At 57.5% G+C, this 21,412-nt stretch carries 15 protein-coding genes and 1 pseudogene; 11 read left to right on the top strand and 5 right to left on the bottom strand.

The genetic code is table 11. The features are described from left to right. Window positions 1–30: 30 nt before the first annotated feature. Window positions 31–504, bottom strand: a complete 474-nt coding sequence (locus tag AB5Y71_RS15465; protein WP_005334300.1) for a DUF4442 domain-containing protein — start codon at window positions 502–504, stop codon at window positions 31–33. 242 nt (window positions 505–746) lie between these two features. On the opposite strand from AB5Y71_RS15465, the gene fur reads away from it, so the two are divergent. Together fur and AB5Y71_RS15455 are read left to right on the top strand one after the other, a co-directional pair. Beyond that, window positions 747–1,175 (top strand): ferric iron uptake transcriptional regulator, encoded by a 429-nt coding sequence (gene fur / locus AB5Y71_RS15460; protein ID WP_005334301.1) that lies wholly within the window; start codon window positions 747–749, stop codon window positions 1,173–1,175. 119 nt (window positions 1,176–1,294) lie between these two features. After that, a pseudogene (locus AB5Y71_RS15455) lies at window positions 1,295–2,514 on the top strand (IS3 family transposase). Window positions 2,515–2,616: 102 nt separating this feature from the next. Here AB5Y71_RS15455 and glnS read toward each other — a convergent pair. From glnS to nagE, 3 genes are all read right to left on the bottom strand, one after another. Next, window positions 2,617–4,278 (bottom strand): glutamine--tRNA ligase, encoded by a 1,662-nt coding sequence (glnS, locus tag AB5Y71_RS15450; RefSeq protein WP_064336856.1) that lies wholly within the window; start codon window positions 4,276–4,278, stop codon window positions 2,617–2,619. Between the two features lie 355 nt (window positions 4,279–4,633). Beyond that, window positions 4,634–7,297, bottom strand: coding sequence for a beta-N-acetylhexosaminidase (locus AB5Y71_RS15445; RefSeq protein WP_368171956.1), 2,664 nt, complete (start codon window positions 7,295–7,297; stop codon window positions 4,634–4,636). Window positions 7,298–7,418: 121 nt separating this feature from the next. Then, a complete protein-coding gene (nagE, locus tag AB5Y71_RS15440) occupies window positions 7,419–8,897 on the bottom strand; it encodes an N-acetylglucosamine-specific PTS transporter subunit IIBC (protein ID WP_043818489.1) in 1,479 nt (492 codons plus the stop codon). 273 nt (window positions 8,898–9,170) lie between these two features. Here nagE and nagB point away from each other — a divergent pair, with 273 nt between their 5' ends. From nagB to AB5Y71_RS15425, 3 genes are read left to right on the top strand one after another with little or no spacing between them, the layout of a single operon-like run. Then, complete coding sequence (gene nagB, locus AB5Y71_RS15435) at window positions 9,171–9,971, top strand: glucosamine-6-phosphate deaminase (RefSeq protein WP_005334308.1); 801 nt, start codon at window positions 9,171–9,173, stop codon at window positions 9,969–9,971. A gap of 9 nt (window positions 9,972–9,980) precedes the next feature. Next, window positions 9,981–11,126: an N-acetylglucosamine-6-phosphate deacetylase gene (gene nagA / locus AB5Y71_RS15430; protein WP_279485797.1), complete on the top strand. Its 1,146-nt coding sequence runs from the start codon at window positions 9,981–9,983 to the stop codon at window positions 11,124–11,126. A gap of 4 nt (window positions 11,127–11,130) precedes the next feature. Next, a complete protein-coding gene (locus AB5Y71_RS15425) occupies window positions 11,131–12,345 on the top strand; it encodes an ROK family protein (RefSeq protein WP_005334312.1) in 1,215 nt (404 codons plus the stop codon). Between the two features lie 71 nt (window positions 12,346–12,416). On the opposite strand, the gene AB5Y71_RS15420 is transcribed toward AB5Y71_RS15425, so the two are convergent. Beyond that, a complete protein-coding gene (locus AB5Y71_RS15420) occupies window positions 12,417–14,033 on the bottom strand; it encodes a phosphoethanolamine transferase (RefSeq protein ID WP_368171955.1) in 1,617 nt (538 codons plus the stop codon). Between the two features lie 230 nt (window positions 14,034–14,263). Here AB5Y71_RS15420 and AB5Y71_RS15415 point away from each other — a divergent pair, with 230 nt between their 5' ends. The 6 genes from AB5Y71_RS15415 (at window position 14,264) to AB5Y71_RS15390 (ending at window position 21,377) form a co-directional block, all read left to right on the top strand. Then, window positions 14,264–15,499, top strand: a complete 1,236-nt coding sequence (locus AB5Y71_RS15415; RefSeq protein ID WP_040066103.1) for an HD-GYP domain-containing protein — start codon at window positions 14,264–14,266, stop codon at window positions 15,497–15,499. Window positions 15,500–15,852: 353 nt separating this feature from the next. Continuing rightward, window positions 15,853–17,523 carry a sensor histidine kinase gene (locus tag AB5Y71_RS15410; RefSeq protein ID WP_244774272.1) on the top strand — a complete coding sequence of 557 codons (1,671 nt, stop codon included), beginning with the start codon at window positions 15,853–15,855 and terminating at the stop codon, window positions 17,521–17,523. Continuing rightward, the gene (gene btsR / locus AB5Y71_RS15405; protein WP_005350523.1) at window positions 17,520–18,224 is read left to right on the top strand and encodes a two-component system response regulator BtsR; all 705 of its coding nucleotides are present in this window, start codon (window positions 17,520–17,522) and stop codon (window positions 18,222–18,224) included. The genes AB5Y71_RS15410 and btsR overlap by 4 nt, the downstream gene beginning before the upstream one ends. Window positions 18,225–18,364: 140 nt before the next feature. Further along, window positions 18,365–19,786: a carbon starvation protein A gene (locus tag AB5Y71_RS15400; RefSeq protein WP_019445441.1), complete on the top strand. Its 1,422-nt coding sequence runs from the start codon at window positions 18,365–18,367 to the stop codon at window positions 19,784–19,786. A gap of 211 nt (window positions 19,787–19,997) precedes the next feature. Further along, entirely contained in the window at window positions 19,998–20,336 is a 339-nt protein-coding gene (locus AB5Y71_RS15395; protein ID WP_005344404.1) for a DUF3302 domain-containing protein, read from the top strand. 3 nt (window positions 20,337–20,339) lie between these two features. Further along, window positions 20,340–21,377, top strand: coding sequence for an HlyD family secretion protein (locus tag AB5Y71_RS15390; RefSeq protein WP_019445440.1), 1,038 nt, complete (start codon window positions 20,340–20,342; stop codon window positions 21,375–21,377). The last annotated feature ends 35 nt before the right edge of the window (window positions 21,378–21,412 follow it).

Below are 21,412 nucleotides of genomic sequence, written 5' to 3'. Positions count from 1 at the left end.
AGTGGCGATGCCTGCCTTCATTCTCCCCTGTTATTCACCTCTGTGCTCCGGTTTGGCTCGCACATAGAGGGTGCGCTTGACCTGCGCCACCAGCTCGCCGCTCTTGTCCTGTACCGTCACCTCGAATTCGGGGAAGTGTTTGTTGCCACCTTCGGTCGCCGCCACGATTTCGGCCAACTTGCCCTCGGTCAGGTTGAACTCGGCCACCAACTTGCCCTTGCCGGGCTTGATGTAGTTGATGCTGCCCGCCTTGTCCCAGACGTAGTAGCGATTCTTGAAGTAGCCCATCAGCATCAGTGGATAGATGGGGTCCGTCATGGCAAACATGCTGCCGCCAAACTGGGTGCGGTTGGCGTTCTTGTTCCACCAGCGGGATTTGAGGGTCACCCGGCAGTAGCGAAAGTCATCGCTCAGGGTCTCTATCTTGATACCGGCACCCCAGAAAGGGGGCCAGGCGTTGAGTGCGCGGCGCACCCAGGCCGCATTGTCAAAAAGCCAATCCATGGATCTCATCCGACCAGAAATATGAAAGTTACATCTTATCAACATCTGCCATGCCAGCAAGTCGGACGACACGATTGATTATTTCAATCCAACCGGCCATTTATGGCTAAACCCCTTGAATTGCTAGGTTTATTTTTAGGGAGGCTACGACCTATAATGACAGGCCAAGCGAGTTCAAGGTTGCCATTCCTGCGGCAGTCCATCAGAATAACCCCACCTTCGAGAATGCGAATAAGTAGAATATGGCAGACAACAACCAAGCGTTAAAAAAGGCCGGGCTCAAGATCACCTTGCCCCGGGTCAAAATCCTGGAAATCCTGCAACAGCCGGACTGCCAGCACACCAGCGCCGAAGATCTCTATAAACGACTGATCGACCTGGGTGAAGAGATTGGTCTCGCTACCGTCTATCGCGTTCTCAACCAGTTTGATGATGCCGGTATCGTTACCCGTCACCACTTCGAAGGTGGCAAGTCGGTATTCGAGCTGGCCACTCAGGAGCACCACGACCACTTGGTTTGCCTCGACTGCGGCAAGGTGATCGAGTTCTCCGACGAGGTGATCGAACAGCGTCAGCGCGAGATCGCCAAGAAATTCAATATCCGTCTCACCAATCACAGCCTCTACCTCTACGGTCACTGTGCTACCGGTGAGTGCAAGCACGACGAATAAGTCAGCCGCGACTTGCAGATAACGGACAATAAAAAAGCCAGCTGATGCTGGCTTTTTTATTGTCCGTGTCCCGTCCTGAATATGGTTTACACCTTTCCCCCCAATAAATGGAGAACCCGATGGGACAAGGTGTGAAACGGACACAGCGCGATTACTCACTGACTTTTAAACTGGCACTGGTCGAGTAGATTGAAAAAGGCGAGCTCAGTTGCCAGCAAGCACAAGCCCGATATGGCATTCAGGGCAATTCGACCATTCTGGTATGTTTACGTAAACATGGTCGGCAAGATTGGAGCCAGGGGGCTTCTGTACGTGCCGGCAGGAGCATCACCATGCCTGACCCCGACAACCAGACGCCAGAACAGCGCATCAAGGAACTCGAGCAACAGCTGGCGCTAATGAGTCAGAAGGCCCAGTTCTTTGAGGCCGTCGTCGATGTACTGAAGAATGACTACGGCGTCTCCATCGTAAAAAAGCGACCCGGCAAGTCCTCTCGCAGCGGCAAGTCGAGAAGCTGACCATCGTCAGGGCTTGCCTGTTTCTGGGGATAAGCCGTCAGGCTTACTACAAACGCAATCGGGTCGCCGACGAGCTCCATGTACAAGGGCTACAGGTGGTGCGCTTCGTGCGTCAGGTTCGACTGCGACAACCTCGGGTGGGCACTCGCAAGCTGCATTATCTGCTGCAGGGTCAGGATGATGGCGGGCTCAAGGTCGGGCGTGACAGGCTGTTTCGGATATTGGCCGAGCACCGCCTGCTGGTGCAGCCCAGACGGGTGTATCACAAGACCACTCACAGTTTTCACCGTTTCTACCGTCATCCCAACTTGCTCAAGGCGGGGCCAGAGCAGGTCACACCGGTGGCCCCGGAGCAGGTCTGGGTCGCAGATATCACCTATCTGCCAGCCAGGTGCGGGCCACTGTACCTGAGCCTGGTGACGGATGCGTACTCACGCAAGATAGTGGGCCATCACGTGCACGAAGGAATGCACGCGGAGTCGGTGGCGATGGCGTTCAAGAAAGCACTGAAGCAACGGCGTGGCGGCGGGGAGTTAATCCATCACTCTGACCGCGGCGTGCAGTATTGCTCTGGGCTGTATCAGTCACTACATGAACGGTACGGGGTGAAATGCTCGATGACGGATGGGTATGACTGTTACCAGAATGCGTTGGCGGAGCGGGTGAACGGGATTTTGAAAGGAGAGTTATTGCTACAAAGCCCGCAGGATTTGACGCAAGCGCGGGAAATGGTGCGTGAAGCGGTGGATATTTACAACGAGGAGCGGCCGCATCATGCGTTGAAATACAGAACCCCCGATGCGGTACATAGGGGGTTCTGAGTAGAGAAATGCTAGTTGAAAATGTGTAAACCTATTTCAGGACTAGACACCGGCACAGGCCGTTGGCATCGCACAGGGCAGGGTCTCCCCTGCCCCATCGGCTTAGCCTTCTACCTTGCCCCAGGAGTCGCGCAGGGCAACGGTGCGGTTGAACACCAGATGCTCCGGGCTGGAGAGCTTGTTGTCGGCGCAGAAGTAACCTTCACGCTCGAACTGGTAAGCCTGCTCCGGCTTGGCGTCCTTCAGGGAGGCCTCGACACGGGCACCCTCGATGATCACCAGGGATTCCGGATTCAGGGCAGCTTCGAAGTCATCCTCGGCGCCCGGGTTCGGTACCTTGAACAGACGGTCGTAGAGACGCACTTCAGCTGGCAGGGAGTGAGTGGCGCTGACCCAGTGGATCACCCCTTTCACCTTGCGGCCATCGGCCGGATCCTTGCCCAGAGTCTCGGGATCGTAGGAGCAGTAGATGCAGGTGACTTTGCCATCGGCATCTTTCTCGATACGCTCGGCCTTGATCACATAGGCATTGCGCAGACGCACTTCCTTGCCCAGCACCAGACGCTTGAACTGCTTGTTCGCCTCTTCTTTGAAGTCCGCTTCGTCGATGAAGATTTCGCGAGTAAAATTCAGCTCGCGGGTACCCATCTCGGCATTGCTCGGGTGGGCCGGGGCAGTCAGCACTTCGTCGGCAGCCAGGTTCTCGATGACCACTTTCACCGGATGCAGCACGGCCATGGCGCGCGGTGCATGCTCGTTGAGGTCTTCGCGGATGCAGGCTTCCAGCATGCTCATCTCGACGATATTGTCCTGCTTGGTGACGCCGATGCGCTTGCAGAACTCGCGGATGGAAGCCGGGGTGTAACCACGACGACGCAGACCGGAGACGGTCAGCATGCGCGGGTCGTCCCAACCATCAACGTGCTTCTCGGTCACCAGCAGGTTCAGCTTGCGCTTGGACATGACGGTGTATTCGAGGTTCAGACGAGAGAACTCGTACTGACGGGGGTGGCAGTCGATGGTGATGTTGTCCAGCACCCAGTCGTACAGACGACGGTTGTCCTGGAACTCCAGGGTGCAGATGGAGTGGGTGATCCCTTCCAGCGCGTCCGAGATGCAGTGGGTGAAGTCATACATCGGGTAGATGCACCACTTGTCACCGGTCTGGTGGTGGTGGGCAAACTTGATGCGGTAGATAACCGGATCACGCATCACCATGAAGGGGGATGCCATGTCGATCTTGGCGCGCAGGCAGGCAGTGCCTTCGGCGAACTCGCCGTTCTTCATCTTGGCAAACAGCGCCAGGTTCTCTTCCACGCTGCGATCGCGGAACGGGCTGTTCTTGCCAGCTTCAGTCAGGGTGCCACGGTACTCGCGCATCTGCTCGGGCGTTAGTTCGTCCACATAGGCCAGACCCTTTTCAATCAGCTCGATGGCGTAGCCGTGCAGCTTGTCGAAATAGTCGGAGGAGTAGCAGATCTCGCCGTTCCACTGGAAGCCGAGCCACTGTACGTCCTGCTTGATGGACTCTACGTACTCGATATCTTCCTTCACCGGGTTGGTGTCATCGAAACGCAGGTTGCACTGGCCCTGATAGTCGCGGGCGATGCCGAAGTTCAGGCAGATGGATTTGGCGTGGCCGATATGGAGATAACCGTTCGGCTCGGGCGGAAAACGGGTATGCACGCTGCTGTGCTTACCGCTGGCCAGATCTTCATCAATGATCTGACGAATAAAGTTAGTTGGGCTGTTCGCCTGACTCATGGCTCACCTCAAAAAAGCGTCACTGGCGGAAGTTGTGCCGGCTGGCACCCTCATCCCCCCGCCGTCAAGCCGGGTATGATCCCTTATTACGGGGGCTGTCTCAACCTGAATTTGGCACTTCCGGGCCATTTCCCGGCCATTGCACCGCTAAAAACGGCGTAGCTTGGCACATTGCACACTAAATGCATAAAAAAGCCCCGCACTGGGCGGGGCTGAAAGTGATGAAAAACACAAAACAGACAATTACACACAACAAAGGCTCACACGCACAGTCAACCTTTCCCAAACCCGATGCGCCATCGCCCTTGGGAAAGGCGGGTCTTGCGACCCACCTCATGTTAACGGTTGACTGCTATCAGTTCAGTTCGGTGACACGGCTGGTGCGCTTGCCATCGAAGCTGGTGGTACGCAGGTAGACCTTGCCATTCACGCTCGGCTTGGCCGCGGCGTCATAGGCACTCCAGTTGGTACCGTCCAGGCTGTACTGGATGGGCAGACCCGGCAGATCCACGTTCGCTTCCAGCACACCGTTCACTACCTTGGCACCCGGTACGGAGAGGCGGTATTCAACACCGGCCAGATCCAGTTTCGGCAGCACGCGCTGACCCAGTACGTTGGCAAACTGGTTCCACTCTTTGTTGAGGGTGGCCTTGTTGACGAACTTGGTCTCGCCGGAGAACTCACGACCCTTCACATAGTTCAGCTCGAAGCCACCTTTGTGCCAGGCACGCTCGGCCACGGAGAAGATACGCGGGTAGACCATGTACTCGTACTGAGCATCGGTACGCACGGTTTCACTCCACTGCTGACCGGAGATCCCCTTGAACTTGACCGGATCCTGGTCACCCTTGGCCACGAAGGCGTTGCCGTCGCGGTCAACCGAGGTCTCGGCGTTCTGTGGCAGGTTTTCCGGGGCGAAGGCAAACACCTTGCGAGTGTCGTTGAAACGGGTAGCCCAGTAGTAGCCACGCTCGGCCGGGTGTACTTCGTTCGGGAAGTCGAAGTAGAGGTAATCCGGGTTGGACAGCACCACTTGGTAACCCTTGTGCGCCCACTTCATCGCTTCGTTGAAGCCACCCCAGTAGAGGGTTTCCCAGAAGTTGACACGGGTGTTGTCGGTTGCGAAGTCCTTGGCACCGCTGGCGTACTTCAGACCATCTTCCCACGCCTGCAGGGTAGAGAAGCCGCGGTCTTTGACCATCTGGCCCACTTCCTTGGCGAAGTAAACCGGCAGCTCGCCCACTTCCTTGATCTTGCCTTCATCGATCATCTTCTGGCACATCGGGGACTTGCCAAACGGTTTGTCCTGCTTGCTGGAGTCGACGTTACCTTTCCAGGCGACCAGCTCTTCTTTCTTGGTGACGGCCGGATCCTGATAGCCACCGCCCTGCATGATGTTCTTCGCCTCATCACCACCGTAGTGCCATGCGGTCAGCGGCTGACCGGCGGCCTGGTGCATCTGGGCAACTTCATCCATTACCTTGGCCACGAAGGTGGCAGCACCCGGCTGGCAAGGGTTGATGAAGGACATCTTGTCGTAGAACTGGACCGAGGTGACGTTGGAGGTGTCAGCCGGATCAGTCAGACGGAACTGGTTGGCTTCCGCTTCTTTGCCTTCCGCCATCAGACGCTTGTAGCGCGCTTCCATGGAGACCACGGCAGCACGGGCGTGAGCCGGCATGTTGATCTCGGGGATCACGGTCACACCGCGGGCCTTGGCATAACGCACCAGATCCACGTAGTCAGACTTGCTGTAGAAACCGGAACCCTGGTTGTCGCTGGTCGGGCCGGAACCCAGTTGCGGCATCAGGCACTTGGTTTCGGACTCGTCGTGGCAACGCTGGCTACCGACCTGGGTCAGCTCCGGCAGACCCGGGATCTCCAGACGCCAGCCTTCATCGTTGGTCAGGCCAAGGTGCAGCACGTTGAGCTTCATGGCAGACATCTGGTCAACCAGCTTCTTCATGGTATCCAGACTGCGGAAGTGGCGGGCCACGTCGGTCTGCATGCCACGGTATTCAAAGCGCGGCGCATCCTCGACGGTCATCGGGCTCACCAGCTTGTCATCAACACCCAGCAGGGAGATCAGGGATTGTGCCCCCCAGAATGCCCCGTCGATGTCGCGACCCTGGATTACGGTGCCCTTCTGACCGATGGTCATGTCATAGCCTTCAGCCTGCTTGAGCTTGCTGCCGAGCTTGATGGTCACCGGGTAGCCGGTGTCGGAGAGGGTAACACCCAGCTTGGTCAGTTGAGCCTTCAGGGCCTCGGCGCGATCGCTCGGCAAGTCCAGGGCATTGAGTTTGATGGTGGAGAAGTCAACCTGCGGACCCGCTTTGACTACCTGCTTCATCGGGGTCGGCAGGATCTGGTTGTCAATCTTGCCAGCCGGCAGCAGGGTACTGGTCTGGTTGGCCGCGAAACGGGTCTCGCTGTTCATCAGGATGTTCTTGTCATCCTTGGTACGCTTCCAGCCATCAGCCGGCATCGGCTTCTCGTAGGTGCTGGCATCATTGATGTTGCTCATGCTGGCCAGTACTTTCGGCTCGGCACCTTCGCTGGCGACATACCAGTTCGGCATGATGTCAGATTCGAACAGTACCCAGTATTCCACCACCAGCGGCACTTCGACCGTGGCATCCTTGGCAAAGCCCTGGAACTTCTCGGTTGGCGTCAAACGATAGAGATCGCCGGTCAGGTGAGTGATGGTGAACTGGTCGTTATCCACACGCTGGATACGACGGATGGAGGAGACGTAGATGCTCCAGTCTTTGGAGGTGACGTCCGCACCGGTATTGGTCAGGTGCAGCTTGGCAACGCCACAGCTCGCCCACTCGGAACCGAGCGCCTGGCAATCGAGGCCGGCACCAGCACCGTCGTTGGTGACCACTTCATACTTGACCACCAGGTTGTTGGCGAGGGAGTCGACCACGGCCTGCTTGGCGGCATCGGCTGCCTGGACCTGGCTGACAAAAACGGTAGACATGGCAATGGCTAACAGAGAATGTTTCAAGTTCATAACTGCTGCTCTCATTTGAAGTAAAGGTTGGATTTTCTTGGCTTTTTTATATGGGGCCCCTGAGCGGGGCCCTTAGTTATGTCAACAATGGACTTAGACTTGAGGTGAGCGAGTCGCTCGATTAACGCAGGGCTTTCATCTCACCGGCGATGATTTCGGCCAATGGGCCCAGAATCACCTGCAGGTTCTGCTCACCGAGTTTGACCACACCGGCCGCACCCAGGGCTTTCAGCTTGCGCTCATCGACGATGCTGCGGTCTTTCAGAGTCAGACGCAGACGGGTGATGCAGGCATCGATGGAGACCAGGTTCTCTTGACCACCCAGCACTTCCAGGTATTGCTTGGCCAGCTCGGTACGGTTGGTAGATTGAGCGGCAGCCGGAGCAGTATCTTCGTCATCTTCACGACCCGGGGTTTTCAGGTTCAGCTTGGCAATCACTACGCGGAACACGGTGTAGTAGAGGCCGAAGAAGACCAGACCTTGAGGGATCAGCATGTACCAGTTGGTCGCCAGCGGGTTACGGCTGGAGAGCACCATATCCACCAGACCGGCACTGAAACCGAAACCGGCCATCCACTGCATGGAGGCAGCGATGAACACGGAGATACCGGTCAGTACGGCGTGGATGACATACAGTACCGGCGCCACGAACATGAAGGAGAACTCGAGCGGCTCGGTTACACCGGTGAAGAAGGAGGCAAAGGCAGCTGCGATCATGATGGAGGCAACTTTCTCTTTGTTCTCTTTCTTGGCGGAGTGGTAGATGGCCAGAGCGGCACCCGGCAGACCGAACATCATGATGGGGAAGAAGCCAGCCTGGTACATACCGACCACGCCTTTCACCTGATCCAGGCTCTTGCCAGCGGCCAGAGCAGCATCGATGGTAGCCTGACCACCCAGGAAGTTCGGGATGTCGTTGATACCGGCCACGTTGAACCAGAACACGGAGTTCAGGGCGTGGTGCAGACCGATCGGGATCAGCAGACGGTTGAAGAAGGCGTAGATACCGGCACCGGTAGAGCCCAGGCTCACGATGGACTCACCGAAGGAGACCAGACCACCGTAGATTGCCGGCCATACGGCCATCAGGATGAAGGATACGACGATCATCACCACGGAGGTTACGATAGGTACCAGACGACGACCGGAGAAGAAGGAGAGTGCCTTGTGCAGCTCGACGCTGCTGAAGCGGTTGTACAGCTCAGCGGCGATAACACCACACAGGATACCCACGAACTGGTTGCTGATCTTGGCAAACGCGGCAGGAACCTGCTCCACCGGGATGCTCTTGATCTGGGCCACAGCACCCGGGCTCAGCAGGGTGGTAACGACCAGGAAGCCGACCAGACCTGCCAGCGCAGCAGAACCGTCTTTATCCTTGGACATACCGTAAGCGACACCGACTGCAAACAGTACGGACATGTTATCGATAATGGCTGCGCCCGCTTTAATCAGGAAGGCAGCCAGCGCACTGTCACCACCCCAACCATTCGGGTCAATCCAGTAGCCAACCCCCATCAGGATCGCGGCGGCAGGCAATACCGCTACCGGCACCATCAGGGCACGGCCGATCTTTTGCAAATAACCGAGAATGTTCACGGTTCCTCTCCTTAGTTAATGTTTTTCTAGAAATTAAGTGCTTATCACGTTTGACGCATAAGCCATCAAGGCTTGATTGGCAGTCTAGGGCTTTTATTTCGCTGCGCAAATTAATAAACCAATAATCGTGATCGTTATCACCCAAACAAGATAAAGGTGGTGGATAGATGTGGCTTAGTTCGCAATCTTTATTTACGCTATAAAACAACTTGAATCCGTCTTAGCCAATTGCCACCGCCAAACCGGTCGCAACCCGACACAGAGGTATCCCATATGCGCCTGATCCCGTTGAAATCTGCCAGCCAAGTAGGCCTGTGGTCTGCTCGTTACATCGTTGACCGCATCAACGCGTTCAAGCCGACCAGCGATCGCCCTTTCGTACTGGGCCTGCCCACCGGTGGCACCCCGCTCAACACCTACAAGCGCCTGATCGAGTTGCACAAAGCCGGTGAAGTGAGCTTCCAGAACGTGGTCACCTTCAACATGGACGAGTACGTCGGCCTGCCGGAAGATCACCCGGAGAGCTACCACAGCTTCATGCACAACAACTTCTTCAGCCACATCGACATTCGTCCCGAGAACATCAACATCCTCAACGGCAATGCCGAGGATCTGGTGGCCGAGTGCAAGCGCTACGAAGACAAAATCAAGTCCTACGGCAAGATCCACCTGTTCATGGGGGGCGTGGGTAACGACGGCCACATCGCGTTCAACGAGCCGGCCTCTTCCCTCTCCTCCCGCACCCGGGTCAAGACCCTGACCGAAGACACCCGTATCGCCAACTCCCGCTTCTTCGGTGGCGACATGGAGCAGGTGCCCAAACTGGCGCTGACCGTGGGTGTCGGCACCCTGATGGATGCGGAAGAGATCATGATCCTGGTCACCGGTCACGGCAAGGCACTGGCCCTGCAGGCCGCCGTGGAAGGCAGCGTCAACCACATGTGGACCATCTCCACCCTGCAACTGCATCCGAAGGGAATGATGGTGTGCGACGAGCCCTCCACCATGGAGCTCAAGGTCAAGACCGTTCGTTACTTCCAGCAGCTGGAAGCCGCCAACATCGGCCGTCTGTAAGGAGTCGTCATGTACGCATTGACCAACTGCACCCTCTACACCGGCAGCTGTGTGCTGACCGGCTATGGGGTGCTTATCGAGGGCGACAAGATTGTCACCATCTCTCACCTGGCCGAACTGCCTGCGGGCATCGAGCAGATTGACCTCAAAGGCGCCAACCTGACCGCCGGTTTTATCGATGTGCAGCTCAACGGCTGTGGCGGTGTGATGTTCAACACCGACATCACGGTCGAGACCCTGGCGACCATGCAGGCGGCCAACCTCAAATCCGGTACCACCAGCTTCCTGCCGACCCTGATCACCAGTCCGGATGCGGATATGAAGCAGGCCGTTGCGGTGACCCGTGATTACATGGCTGCACACCCCAACGAGGTGCTGGGCGTCCATCTGGAAGGGCCTTACACCAACCTCAAGCGCAAGGGGATCCACCCTGCTGCGCAAATTCGCCAGCCAGCGGACGAGATGATCGACTTCTTCTGCGCCAACGCGGATGCCATCACCAAGATCACCCTAGCTCCGGAGCGCAACGAGCCGGCCCATATCCGCCGTCTGGTGGAAGCGGGCATTCTGGTCTCTGCCGGTCACACTGCCGCCAGTTACGATCAGGCCATGGCCGGGTTCGATAACGGTATTCGCTTTGCGACCCACCTCTACAACGCCATGACCCCGACCCTCAACGGTCGCGAGCCGGGCGTAGTGGGCGCCATCTACGATCGCAAAGATGTCTATGCGGGCATCATCGTCGATGGCCACCATGTGCACTGGGCCAACGTGCGTCTGGCTCACAAGGCGCTGGGGGAGCGACTGGTGCTGGTCACCGATGCCACCGCAGCAGCCGGAGCGCCGGAAGGCTTTGAGAAATTTGATTTTTGTGGCACCACCGTCTTTTTACGCGATGGTCAGTGTGTCGACGAGAATGGTACACTCGGCGGTTCCTCCCTCACCATGATTGAGGGGGTGGAAAATCTGGTCAAGCAGGTCGGATTACCGCTCGATGAAGCACTGAGAATGGCCAGCCTCTACCCCGCTCGCGCCATTGGATGGGACTCACGTCTCGGTAGTATCCAGGTCGGTAAAGTAGCCAACCTCACTGTCTTCGATCAGGACTTCACGGTCCGTGGGACCGTGGTTAACGGACACTACACACAACAGTGACATCATGACTGGCGGACAAATAGCAAACGTAGATCTTATCAAGCAGGTCAATAGTGCAGCCGTGTATCGGCTCATCGACCTGCAAGGCCCCATCTCCCGGGTCAAGATTGCCGAGTTGAGTCAGCTGGCCCCGGCCAGCGTGACCAAAATAACCCGGCAACTGATCGAGCATGGCCTGATCAAGGAGACCTCTCCGCAAGCCTCAACCGGCGGGCGGCGTGCCATCTCCCTGACTACCATCAAACATCGCTTTCAGTTTGTCTCTGCCAAGCTGGGCCGCGGCTACCTGCAACTGAGTCTCTATGACCTCGATGGCAAGGAGCTCGACCAGCACGTCATTCAGGTGACCGAGATCGACCAGCAACCCGTGGTCGACATGCTGCTGCGGGAGATTGGCGCCTTTATCGATGCCAACCGCGAACGTTGTCGCAACCTCATCAGCATCGCGCTGACCATGCCGGGTCTGGTCAACCCGGAATCCGGCATGGTCATCTACACCCCCAAGTACCAGATCCGCAATCTGGGGCTGGCGAAGCTGCTTGAGAACCACTTCAACCTCCCCTGCTACGTGGGCAACGACACCCGCTCGCTGGCGTTGGCCGAACACTTCTTCGGCGAGTCCCGCGACTGCATGGACTCCATTCTGGTGAGCGTCCATCAGGGGACGGGCTCCGGGATCATCACCAAGGGTCAGGTGTTCCTCGGTCAGAACCGCAACGTCGGCGAGATCGGCCATATTCAGGTCGAGCCGCTCGGCAAGCGCTGCCACTGTGGCAACTTCGGCTGCCTCGAGACCATCGCCTCCAACGAAGCGATCATCGACAAGGTGAAGGAGCTTATCAGCCGCGGTCACCAGAGCGCACTGCAAGAGAAGCACATCACAATTCAGGAGGTGTGCAAGGCTGCACTGGCAGGTGATGAGCTGGCCCGCAGCGTGATCGAGAACGTGGGTGAGCATCTGGGACGAGCGGTGGCTATTACGGTCAACCTGTTCAACCCGCAGAAGGTGCTGATCGCCGGTGAAATCACCGCCGCCGAAGAGATCCTCTTCCCGGCCATTCGTCGCTGTGTCGAGCATCAATCCCTGCCGAGCTTCCACCGAGGCCTGCCCATCGTGAAAGCCCGCTTCCAGAACCAGCCGACCTATGGCGGCTTTGCACTGGTCAAGCGCGCACTGCTGGAGGGAGATCTGCTGCAGATCATCATGGAGCAGAAGTAAGACACTGATCTTGCGAGATAACAAAACGGCAGCCACTGGCTGCCGTTTTCTATTGTGTGCTTGCTGGCGGTTTAACCTGCCCGACATGGCTTGAACAGATCCAGCTTGTTGTCGTAAACACGGGTCTGCACATCCATGATCCCCAGCATGGAGTGGAACAGGTTATCGTGGGAGAAGCGCTGACTGCTCGCCTCCGCTGCCAGGCAACCCATATCAAGCTGGCGATCGGCCTGTAACTGAGGCGAGAACCAGGTCAGCAGCGGCACCCGGGTCTGATCATCCGGCGCAAACTTGTAGGGCGTGCCGTGCAGATAGAGCCCCATGGCCCCGAGGGATTCGCCGTGATCGGAGAGATAGACCAGTCCCACATCATACTGGCTCTCCAGCGACTTGAGCTTGTCTATCAGCAGTCCCACCACCTTGTCGGTGTAGCGGATGGTGTTGTCATAGGTATTGACCAGCTCCTCGTTGCTGCAGTTTTCGATGTCGCTGCGCGGGCAGTCCGGCATAAAGACGCGCTCGCTGGCAGGGTAACGACGGAAATAGGTCGGGCCATGGCTGCCCATCAGATGAAAGGCCACCAACTTGTTGCCCTTCATGCCGGCAATCTGCTGATCCAGCCCCTCCAGCAGCACCTCGTCATAGCAGGACTCCCCCTGACAGAGCGCAGGATAGGATTTGGGGAGGATCTCGATGGTCGGCACATTGCGGCACACCCCTTTGCAGCCGCCATCGTTCTCTTTCCACAACACCGAGACTCCGGCATGTTGCAGCACATCGAGCAGGCCGTCACGGGAGCTGGCAAGCTGGTCATCGTAGCCACGGCGCGTGAGGTTGGAGAACATGCAGGGCACCGAAACTGCAGTGGCTGTACCGCAGGAGCGTACATTCCTGAACGACACCACCCCCTGCTCTTTTGCCGTAAAGCTGTTGGTCGCCTTGCCATACCCGTTAAGAGAGTAGTTCTGGCTGCGCGCCGTCTCCCCCACCACCAGGAACATCAAAGTCGGCTTGCTTCCCCGGGCCACCACCCGGGCATCGGTCCCCAACTGCTGGTAAGGGATCGGCGTGGCAAACAGCACATCCCGCCCATATTTGTAGAGGCCGTGCACATAGTTGGCAGGCACAATCTCTTTGGCCAGCGACTTGTTGTTGCGCCCGACCGAGGCGTAATCCTGATAGTAAAGTGACGCGACGCCCCCGATAAACAGCAGAGAGATAGCCAGTGCACCAGCCCGCAACGCCAACCCCTGATACCAGCGAGCCGGATAGCGGATCCGCAGTGACCAGAGCACCAGAACAGGCAGCAGCCCGGTCAGCAGAAACCAGAGCGCAACCGAGCCATTCAGATAGGCCCCCGCCTCACCACTGTTGGTCTCCACTATGTTCTGGATCATGCCTGCATCAAAGATGACGCCGTATTTGAGCATGGCGTAGCTGACGATGGAGCCAGTCAGAATGAGCACGGTAAAAAAGGGCTTGAGCACAAACCGGAACGTGAAGGGAATAAACACGGCATTGAGCGCCGCGATCAGCACCAGCGGGATCGAGATGGCAAATCCGGCTTTGACATGGGTCAGGGCACTTAGCACCGTATAGAAATGCAAAAAGATTGGCCAGTTCAGTACCAGAGCGAAAAAGAGCACCAGCAACAGATTGGTCTGCAGTACACCGAGAGTTACACGCATAAACAACTCCTACATACCGGCCTGCAGCGCAGCGGGCCGGCCAAGCCAACAAAAACGACGGGGCCAGCGTAGGAAGTAAAACTTAAGCGCGAATTAAGAGGAGAAGCACGGCGCTCGTGCGCCCCATCACAGCACGGGGCGCTCCGTGGCCCCGAAATGGATTTTTAGTTGTCTATCCATCGGATTTTGCTAGCTTGTTGAGTAGGCATTCACGAAATGCAGGTTAACCGATGGCACTGATCCAAGCCTCGATAGAGCAATTGAGAGTAGGCCACTATATCCATCTTCCCACGGGATGGACTAACCACCCGTTTATGTTCAATACCTTCAAGATCAAGGATCAGCAGCAACTCGACATTCTCCGTCATCTTGATCTCACCCTGCTGATGGTCGACCCCGACAAGAGCGATCTGCCCATCGAGCCGCTGCTGCGCGGCGATATCCCGGATGCCGGGCCTGATCTTGATGAGCTGGAAGAGCTGATTGCCTCGGGCCCGCCCCCCTTTGACGAAAAGGCCTTTCGCCGCTCCATGCGCGCCGCCGACAAAGCCTTTGGCCAATCCATGAGCGAGCTGCGCGATGCACTCGGGGCTCTGAACCTCAAACCGGATGAAGGGCTGGCCAACACCGCCCAGATCGTCCGTAATGCCGCCTTCACCCTCAGTCAGCATGAAGGGCCTCTCGGGCTCCACCTTATTCGCAGCCCCCATACAGATATCCTGTTGCAGCACAGCCTCAACGTCGCCTTTATCGCCATGCTGATGGCCCGCGAACTCGGCATGAACCCCATCGAGATTGAGGAGACGGGACTTGCGGGACTTATCCACGACATCGGCGAACTGAAAATCCCGAGCCAGATCACCCAAAAACGGGGGGATCTCAACAAGGCCGAGCAGAACTTCCTCAATATGCATCCCCAGTACGGGCTAGAGATGCTGACCCAGCTCAACGCCTTTGAACCGAAAATCCGTCAGGTCGCCCATCTGCACCACGAACGACTCGATGGCAGCGGGTATCCGCTCGGGATCAAGGGCGGGGAGATCCCGCCGCTGGCGCGATTGATCGGGCTGGTCGACTTCTACGACGAGCTGCTCCATCCCCGCAACAGCGGCAACCCGGCCGCGCCGAGTCAGGCCATCAGCCAGCTCTACAAGTTATCCCAGAAGAAATTCGACCAGAATCTGGTCAAGTTGCTTGTCAAGGTGCTGGGGGTCTATCCGCCGGGATCATTGGTGAAACTCTCGGACGAGAGCATTGCGCTGGTGCTCTCTACCGAACCCACCATGCCTCTCAAGCCGAAGATCCTGCCCTATATCAAGGCCCAGCGGCCAGAAGCCGTCGCCATGATCGATCTGCGGGAAGATGAACGCACCATCACTGCATTTATCAAACAGGAAGAGCTGGATGAGGGACAACGGCAGTTCTTCAACCTGACCCGCCGCTTCTGCTACTACTTTGCATTCTGAGTTATCCCCAGAAGCTGGGGATAACTCATTGGACAAACCGGAATAATTGCTCAAACCCCCATCAGAAGGTTGCCAACTGACCATGTATAAAAAACGCCCAGCCAAGGGGCCGGGCGGAGCATGCCACCTCCGTGTGGCGTATCCAGCGGATACATTCATGCTCCATCCATCAATATCAACCCGCTGCCGCTTACACAAATATCAATTTAACATGCTGATTTAATATGGTTTTATCCACTTGTTCTGGCAAACTGACGGCCCGTTGCGCCCAGTTGGGCCAACAGAACAAGATCCTGATCACACTTATTCACGGGCTGGCTATTTTTTCAGCTGGCTTATGAGGAGCGTTTTTTATGCAGTTGGTCCTCTCCTTGCTGCAACAGATGAGCGTCAGCTTGGTGATCGCCTATCTCTTCTCGAAAAGCCCGCTGCTGCGCCCGCTTGCCAACTATTCAGTGAGACTACCTCACAAGATACTGATATACATCATCTTTTCCAGCTTTTGTATCCTCGGCACCTATGTAGGCCTCGATATCGACGATGCCATCGCCAACACCCGGGCTGTCGGCGCCGTCTTGGGGGGATTATTGGGGGGACCGCTGGTGGGCTTTCTGGTGGGGCTGACCGGCGGCCTGCACCGTTATACGCTGGGGGGATTTACCGATCTCGCCTGCGCTATCTCCACAACCTGCGAGGGGTTGCTCGGGGGCATAGTGCACTGGCGACTGATGCGCTCGGGGCGAACGGATGCCCTGTTTGAACCACGCATCGCCTTCTTTACCACCCTCTATGCCGAGATCATGCAGATGGTGATCATCCTGCTGGTGGCGACCCCGTTCGACAAATCCCTGCTGCTGGTGCGCACCATCGCCACCCCGATGATTCTGGCCAACTCCTGCGGCGCGGCGCTCTTTATCAGCATGATCCGCGACCAGCAGCGGATGTATGAGAAGTTCTCCCGGGTCTTCTCCGCCAAGGCGCTCAATATCGCCAACCGCACAGTGGGGATCATGAGTCAGGGCTTTACCCCACAGGCGAGCAACAAGATTGCCCGCATCATTCAGGAGGAGACCGGCGTGGGGGCGGTCGCCATCACGGACACCGAGCAGATCCTCGCCTTTATCGGCACCGGCGAAGATCACCATCTGCCGGGTACCCCCATTGCGTCAGCCATCACCATGCAGGCCATCGCCCAGAACAAGGTGCTGTTTGCCGATGGCAACAGTCAACCCTATCGCTGCAGCCTCTCCTCCGCATGCCAGCTGGGTTCGGTGCTGGTGATCCCGCTGCAGGGGGATAAAGGAGTGATCGGCACCATCAAGCTCTACGAGCCGAAGAAGCGGCTGTTTCTCAAGATCAACCACACCCTGGGGGAAGGGATTGCCAACCTGCTGTCACAGCAGTTGCTGGCCGGTCGGCTGGAGCAACATCAGCGGCTGCTGGTACAGTCCGAACTGAAACTTATCCAGGCCCAGATCAACCCCCACTTTCTGTTCAACACCCTCAACACCATCAGTGCCATCACCCGGCGCGATCCGGACAAGGCGCGGGATCTGCTGCTGCACCTGTCGCTGTTCTTTCGCAAAAATCTCAAACGCCAGAGCGGCCTTGCGACCCTGCAGGAGGAGCAGGAGCACTGCCAATCCTATCTGGAGATCGAGCTGGCCCGTTTTGGCGATCGGCTGACGGTGATAAACGAAATCCCGCCCCATCTGGCCACACTGCGACTGCCCAGCTTCACTCTGCAACCGCTGATCGAGAATGCCATCAAGCACGGCATCTCGACCCTGCTAGAGCAAGGGCGCATTCGCCTCTGGACTGATGAGCATCCCACCAGCGTCACTATCCACGTGGAGGACAATGCAGGCACCTGGCAAGCGCACCCCGCTGGCGACGGTCTGGGCATGACCATCGTCGACCGGCGACTGAAAAGCGCCTTTGGCGAGCGCTATGGCGTGACTATTGCCTGCGAGCCGGAGCAGTGGACCCGGGTCTCGTTCACCATCCCCAAGGAGCAACCATGATCCGCACCCTGATTGTCGATGACGAACACTACGCCCGCGAAGAGCTGAGGCAGCAGCTGGCCTGCGATCCCGCCATCGAGATCGTGGGGGAAGCGGCCAATGCCATCGAGGCGCTGCCGCTTATTCAGCGCCTCAAGCCTGATGTGGTGTTCCTCGATATCCAGATGCCCAAGCTGAGCGGCATGGAGCTGGTCGCCATGCTCGACCCCCTGCCCCGCATCGTCTTTGTCACCGCCTTTGACGAATATGCAATTCAGGCTTTTGAAGAGAACGCCTTCGACTACCTGCTCAAGCCGGTGGAGCCCGCCCGGCTCGCCAAGACTCTCGCTCGCCTCAAGCAGGATATCTCCCCGCAGCCCATCGAGCGGCTGGCCCCCACCATCGAACACATTCCGGGCTATCTGCACAATCGGGTCAGGCTGCTGCCCATCGCGCAGGTGGAGTATGCCTTCTCCGATCTGGGCGGGGTCCATGTGGCCTGTCAGGGCGAGCTGTTCCACACCCAGCTCACCCTCAAATCGCTGGAAGAAAAGAGCCCGCTGCTGCGTTGTCACCGCCAGTATCTGGTCTCCCCCAACGCCATCTTCGAGATCCGGCTGCTGGATAACCAGCTGGCAGAGATTGTCACCCCGAGCGGCGCCCGGGTGCCAGTCAGTCGTCGCTATCTCAAGGAGCTCAAAGATCAGCTGGGGCTGGACTGAGCCGCGGAGTGTGCGCCTGATCACAGCCGCCGACCGCTCGGCGCGCCAAAGCGCCGCTCGGGGAGTTTCACCTGCCAGTCAGGCGCAACCGTTTTAGACTCGCTCTGCACACTAAAAAATAACAATGCAGGAGCGTAGCAATGATCTGGTTCTTCCTCTGTGTCGGCTTACTTGTGGCCGGCTACTTCATATACGGCAAATTCATCGAACGGATATTCAGCCCGAAACCCGAGCTGAAAACCCCCGCCATCACCATGGCTGACGGGGTGGACTATGTCCCGATGTCGGACAAGAAAGTCTATCTGGTTCAACTGCTCAACATCGCTGGCGTCGGCCCCATCTTCGGCCCCATCCTGGGTGCCCTCTACGGCCCGGTCGCCATGCTCTGGATCGTCTTTGGCTGCATCTTCGCCGGTGCGGTACATGACTACTTCTCCGGCATGCTGTCGGTGCGCGCCAAGGGTGCCTCGGTGCCAACCGTGGTCGGTGAGCATCTGGGCACCGCCGCCAAGCACTTCATGAACCTGTTTGCCGTGGTGCTGCTGATGCTGGTGGGCGTGGTATTCGTGCTGAGCCCGGCAGGGCTGCTCGCCAACCTCACCTCCACCGATCTGGTCTACTGGATTGTGGCGATTTTTGCTTACTACATCCTCGCGACCATAGTCCCCATCGACAAGATCATCGGCCGCTTCTACCCCATCTTCGGCGCCCTGCTGGTCTTCATGTCGGTCGGCCTCATCGTTGGCCTGATCGCCTCCGGCAAAGGCTTCTACAACACCGGGATGGATTTCTCCAACCTGCACCCGACCGAGCTGCCGCTCTGGCCGCTGCTGTTCATCACCATCGCCTGTGGCGCGGTATCAGGCTTCCACGCCACCCAGTCACCACTGATGGCGCGCTGCATGCAGAACGAAAAATCCGGCCGTTTCATCTTCTACGGTGCAATGATCGGTGAAGGGATCATCGCCCTGATCTGGTGCACCCTGGGTCTCTCCTTCTACGACAGCACCGAAGCGCTCAACGCTACTATGGCCAACGGCGGCCCGGCAGCCGTGGTACACGAAGTCTCCACCAGCCTGCTCGGCACCGTGGGCGGCATTCTGGCCATCCTCGGCGTGGTGATCCTGCCCATCACCTCCGGTGACACCGCGTTTCGCAGTGCTCGCCTGATCGTGGCGGACTTCCTGAAGATGACCCAGAAGCCGCTGGCCAAGCGTCTGCTGATCGCCATCCCCATGTTTATCCTTGGCTTCATCATCTCCAAGGCTGAATTCGGGGTGATCTGGCGCTACTTCGGCTGGGCCAACCAGACCACCGCCGTCATCATGCTGTGGGCCGCTGCCGCCTACCTCATTAAAGAGGGCAAGCTGCACTGGATCTGCACCATTCCCGCCATGTTCATGACTGCTGTCGTGATTACCTATCTGGCCAACGCCCCCATCGGGTTCGGGCTGGAGATGGGGACCTCCACCATCATCGGCCTGACTGCAACGGCGGCCATTACCGTGGCCTTCCTGATGAAGTTCCGCCAACCACTGGTTAGCAATCCAAGTGAAGGGTGATGTCTGACTTGAGGTGGTAAAAAAGGGGCCAAAAGGCCCCTTTTTAATTGACAAAAAAACCAATAAAACAACTCGTTATTCCCTTAAGCTCCTATACAGCACAAGCCCTTAAGATTCCGTGCGACCTGACGATAAATATGTGATTTTAAATTGCTTTCCCGAATATATGAATCAATGATAAAGCTGTGCTTAAAGCCAGTGGAGGTTATACATGTTCCTTGATTACTTTGCCCTTGGCCTGCTCGTCTTTGTCGCGCTGGTCATCTTCTACGGAATCATCGTGATCCACGATATTCCTTACGAAATCGCCAAACATCGCAATCATCCCCATCAGGATGCCATCCATGTTGCCGGCTGGGTCAGTCTCTTCACCCTGCATGTGTTGTGGCCTTTCCTCTGGATCTGGGCAACCATCTATCGCCCCGATCGCGGCTGGGGCTTTAACCAGCGCCTGCAAAAAGATGAAGATGATATCGCGGCCCTCAGAGAAGAGCTGGCTGAGCTGAAGGGCCGCCTCAACCATATCGAACAGCAAGAGCAACAGGGATAAATCATGGACCTGCTACTGATCCTGACCTATACGGCACTCTGTGTAGCCATTTTCAAAATCTTCCGCATCCCGCTCAACAAGTGGACTGTTCCGACTGCCGCGCTGGGTGGTGTGGTGCTCATCGGCACCCTCATCATGCTGATGAACTACAACCACCCCTACTCCGAGATGGCGCGCAACTACTACCTCTCCACCCCCATAGTGCCGCTGGTCAAGGGCCGGGTAGTCGAGGTGCCGGTGCAAGCCAACCAGCCGGTGAAGAAGGGCGATGTGCTGTTTCGCCTCGATGACGAGCCTTTCAGACTGAAAGTGGAGAGCCTGAGCGCCCGACTTGATGCCAACAAGGATCAACTCAAGTCCATTGACGCCAGACTACGCTCCGCCAAACTGGACAGAGATCGCGCCAGCGACCTGATGCGCCGTGGCGTGGGCAAGCAGCGTGACCTCGACGTGACTCAGGCGAGCGTAGACGAGATCGCCGCCCAGATGGATCAGCAACGCGCCACGCTGGAAGATCTGCAGGCCCAGCTCGATGAAGCCAAATACCAGCTGGCCCAGACCGTGGTCTATGCCCCGAGCGATGGCCATGTGGTGCAGCTTGCCCTGCGTCCAGGCATGATCGCCACCCCGTTTATGTACCGTCCGGTGATGACCTTCATCCATAAAGATGAGACTGCCTATGTTGGCTGGTTCTGGCAGAACAGCATGCAGCGTCTGGCGGTGGGTGATGAGGCCGAAGTGGTGATCGACGGTATTCCCGGCAAGATCTTCAAGGGCAAGGTGACCGCCGTGATCCCGGCCATTGCCGCCGGTAACGTGCAGGCCAACGCTATGCTGCTGGATCAGACCAGCGCTATCCGCCCGGGCCGCATGCCGGTGCTCATCTCCATCACCGACCCCGAGTGGGCCAAGTATCAGGTGATTGCCGGTGCCAGCGGGCAAGCCGCTGTCTATACCGAGTATTTCCACCATGTTTCTGTAATGCGCAAAGTGCTGCTGCGCATGGCAAGCTGGATGAACTACCTCTTCCCCTTCCACTAAGCACACAATCTATTCAACGGGCCGGCATCATGTCG

The sequence above is a fragment of the Aeromonas sp. R9-2 genome (genome assembly GCF_040908025.1).
Lineage (GTDB): Bacteria > Pseudomonadota > Gammaproteobacteria > Enterobacterales > Aeromonadaceae > Aeromonas > Aeromonas veronii.
This window is presented reverse-complemented; position numbering and strand designations above follow the sequence as displayed.

What these genes read in the sequence shown, in the direction of transcription:
- nagA (WP_279485797.1), top strand. Translation starts at nt 9,981, where the DNA reads ATGTACGCATTGACCAACTGCACCCTCTACACCGGCAGCTGTGTGCTG.
- AB5Y71_RS15390 (WP_019445440.1), top strand. Translation starts at nt 20,340, where the DNA reads ATGGACCTGCTACTGATCCTGACCTATACGGCACTCTGTGTAGCCATT.
- AB5Y71_RS15410 (WP_244774272.1), top strand. Translation starts at nt 15,853, where the DNA reads ATGCAGTTGGTCCTCTCCTTGCTGCAACAGATGAGCGTCAGCTTGGTG.
- AB5Y71_RS15415 (WP_040066103.1), top strand. Translation starts at nt 14,264, where the DNA reads ATGGCACTGATCCAAGCCTCGATAGAGCAATTGAGAGTAGGCCACTAT.
- AB5Y71_RS15400 (WP_019445441.1), top strand. Translation starts at nt 18,365, where the DNA reads ATGATCTGGTTCTTCCTCTGTGTCGGCTTACTTGTGGCCGGCTACTTC.
- AB5Y71_RS15420 (WP_368171955.1), bottom strand. Translation starts at nt 14,033, where the DNA reads ATGCGTGTAACTCTCGGTGTACTGCAGACCAATCTGTTGCTGGTGCTC.
- glnS (WP_064336856.1), bottom strand. Translation starts at nt 4,278, where the DNA reads ATGAGTCAGGCGAACAGCCCAACTAACTTTATTCGTCAGATCATTGAT.
- AB5Y71_RS15425 (WP_005334312.1), top strand. Translation starts at nt 11,131, where the DNA reads ATGACTGGCGGACAAATAGCAAACGTAGATCTTATCAAGCAGGTCAAT.
- btsR (WP_005350523.1), top strand. Translation starts at nt 17,520, where the DNA reads ATGATCCGCACCCTGATTGTCGATGACGAACACTACGCCCGCGAAGAG.
- AB5Y71_RS15395 (WP_005344404.1), top strand. Translation starts at nt 19,998, where the DNA reads ATGTTCCTTGATTACTTTGCCCTTGGCCTGCTCGTCTTTGTCGCGCTG.
- fur (WP_005334301.1), top strand. Translation starts at nt 747, where the DNA reads ATGGCAGACAACAACCAAGCGTTAAAAAAGGCCGGGCTCAAGATCACC.
- nagB (WP_005334308.1), top strand. Translation starts at nt 9,171, where the DNA reads ATGCGCCTGATCCCGTTGAAATCTGCCAGCCAAGTAGGCCTGTGGTCT.
- AB5Y71_RS15465 (WP_005334300.1), bottom strand. Translation starts at nt 504, where the DNA reads ATGGATTGGCTTTTTGACAATGCGGCCTGGGTGCGCCGCGCACTCAAC.
- AB5Y71_RS15445 (WP_368171956.1), bottom strand. Translation starts at nt 7,297, where the DNA reads ATGAACTTGAAACATTCTCTGTTAGCCATTGCCATGTCTACCGTTTTT.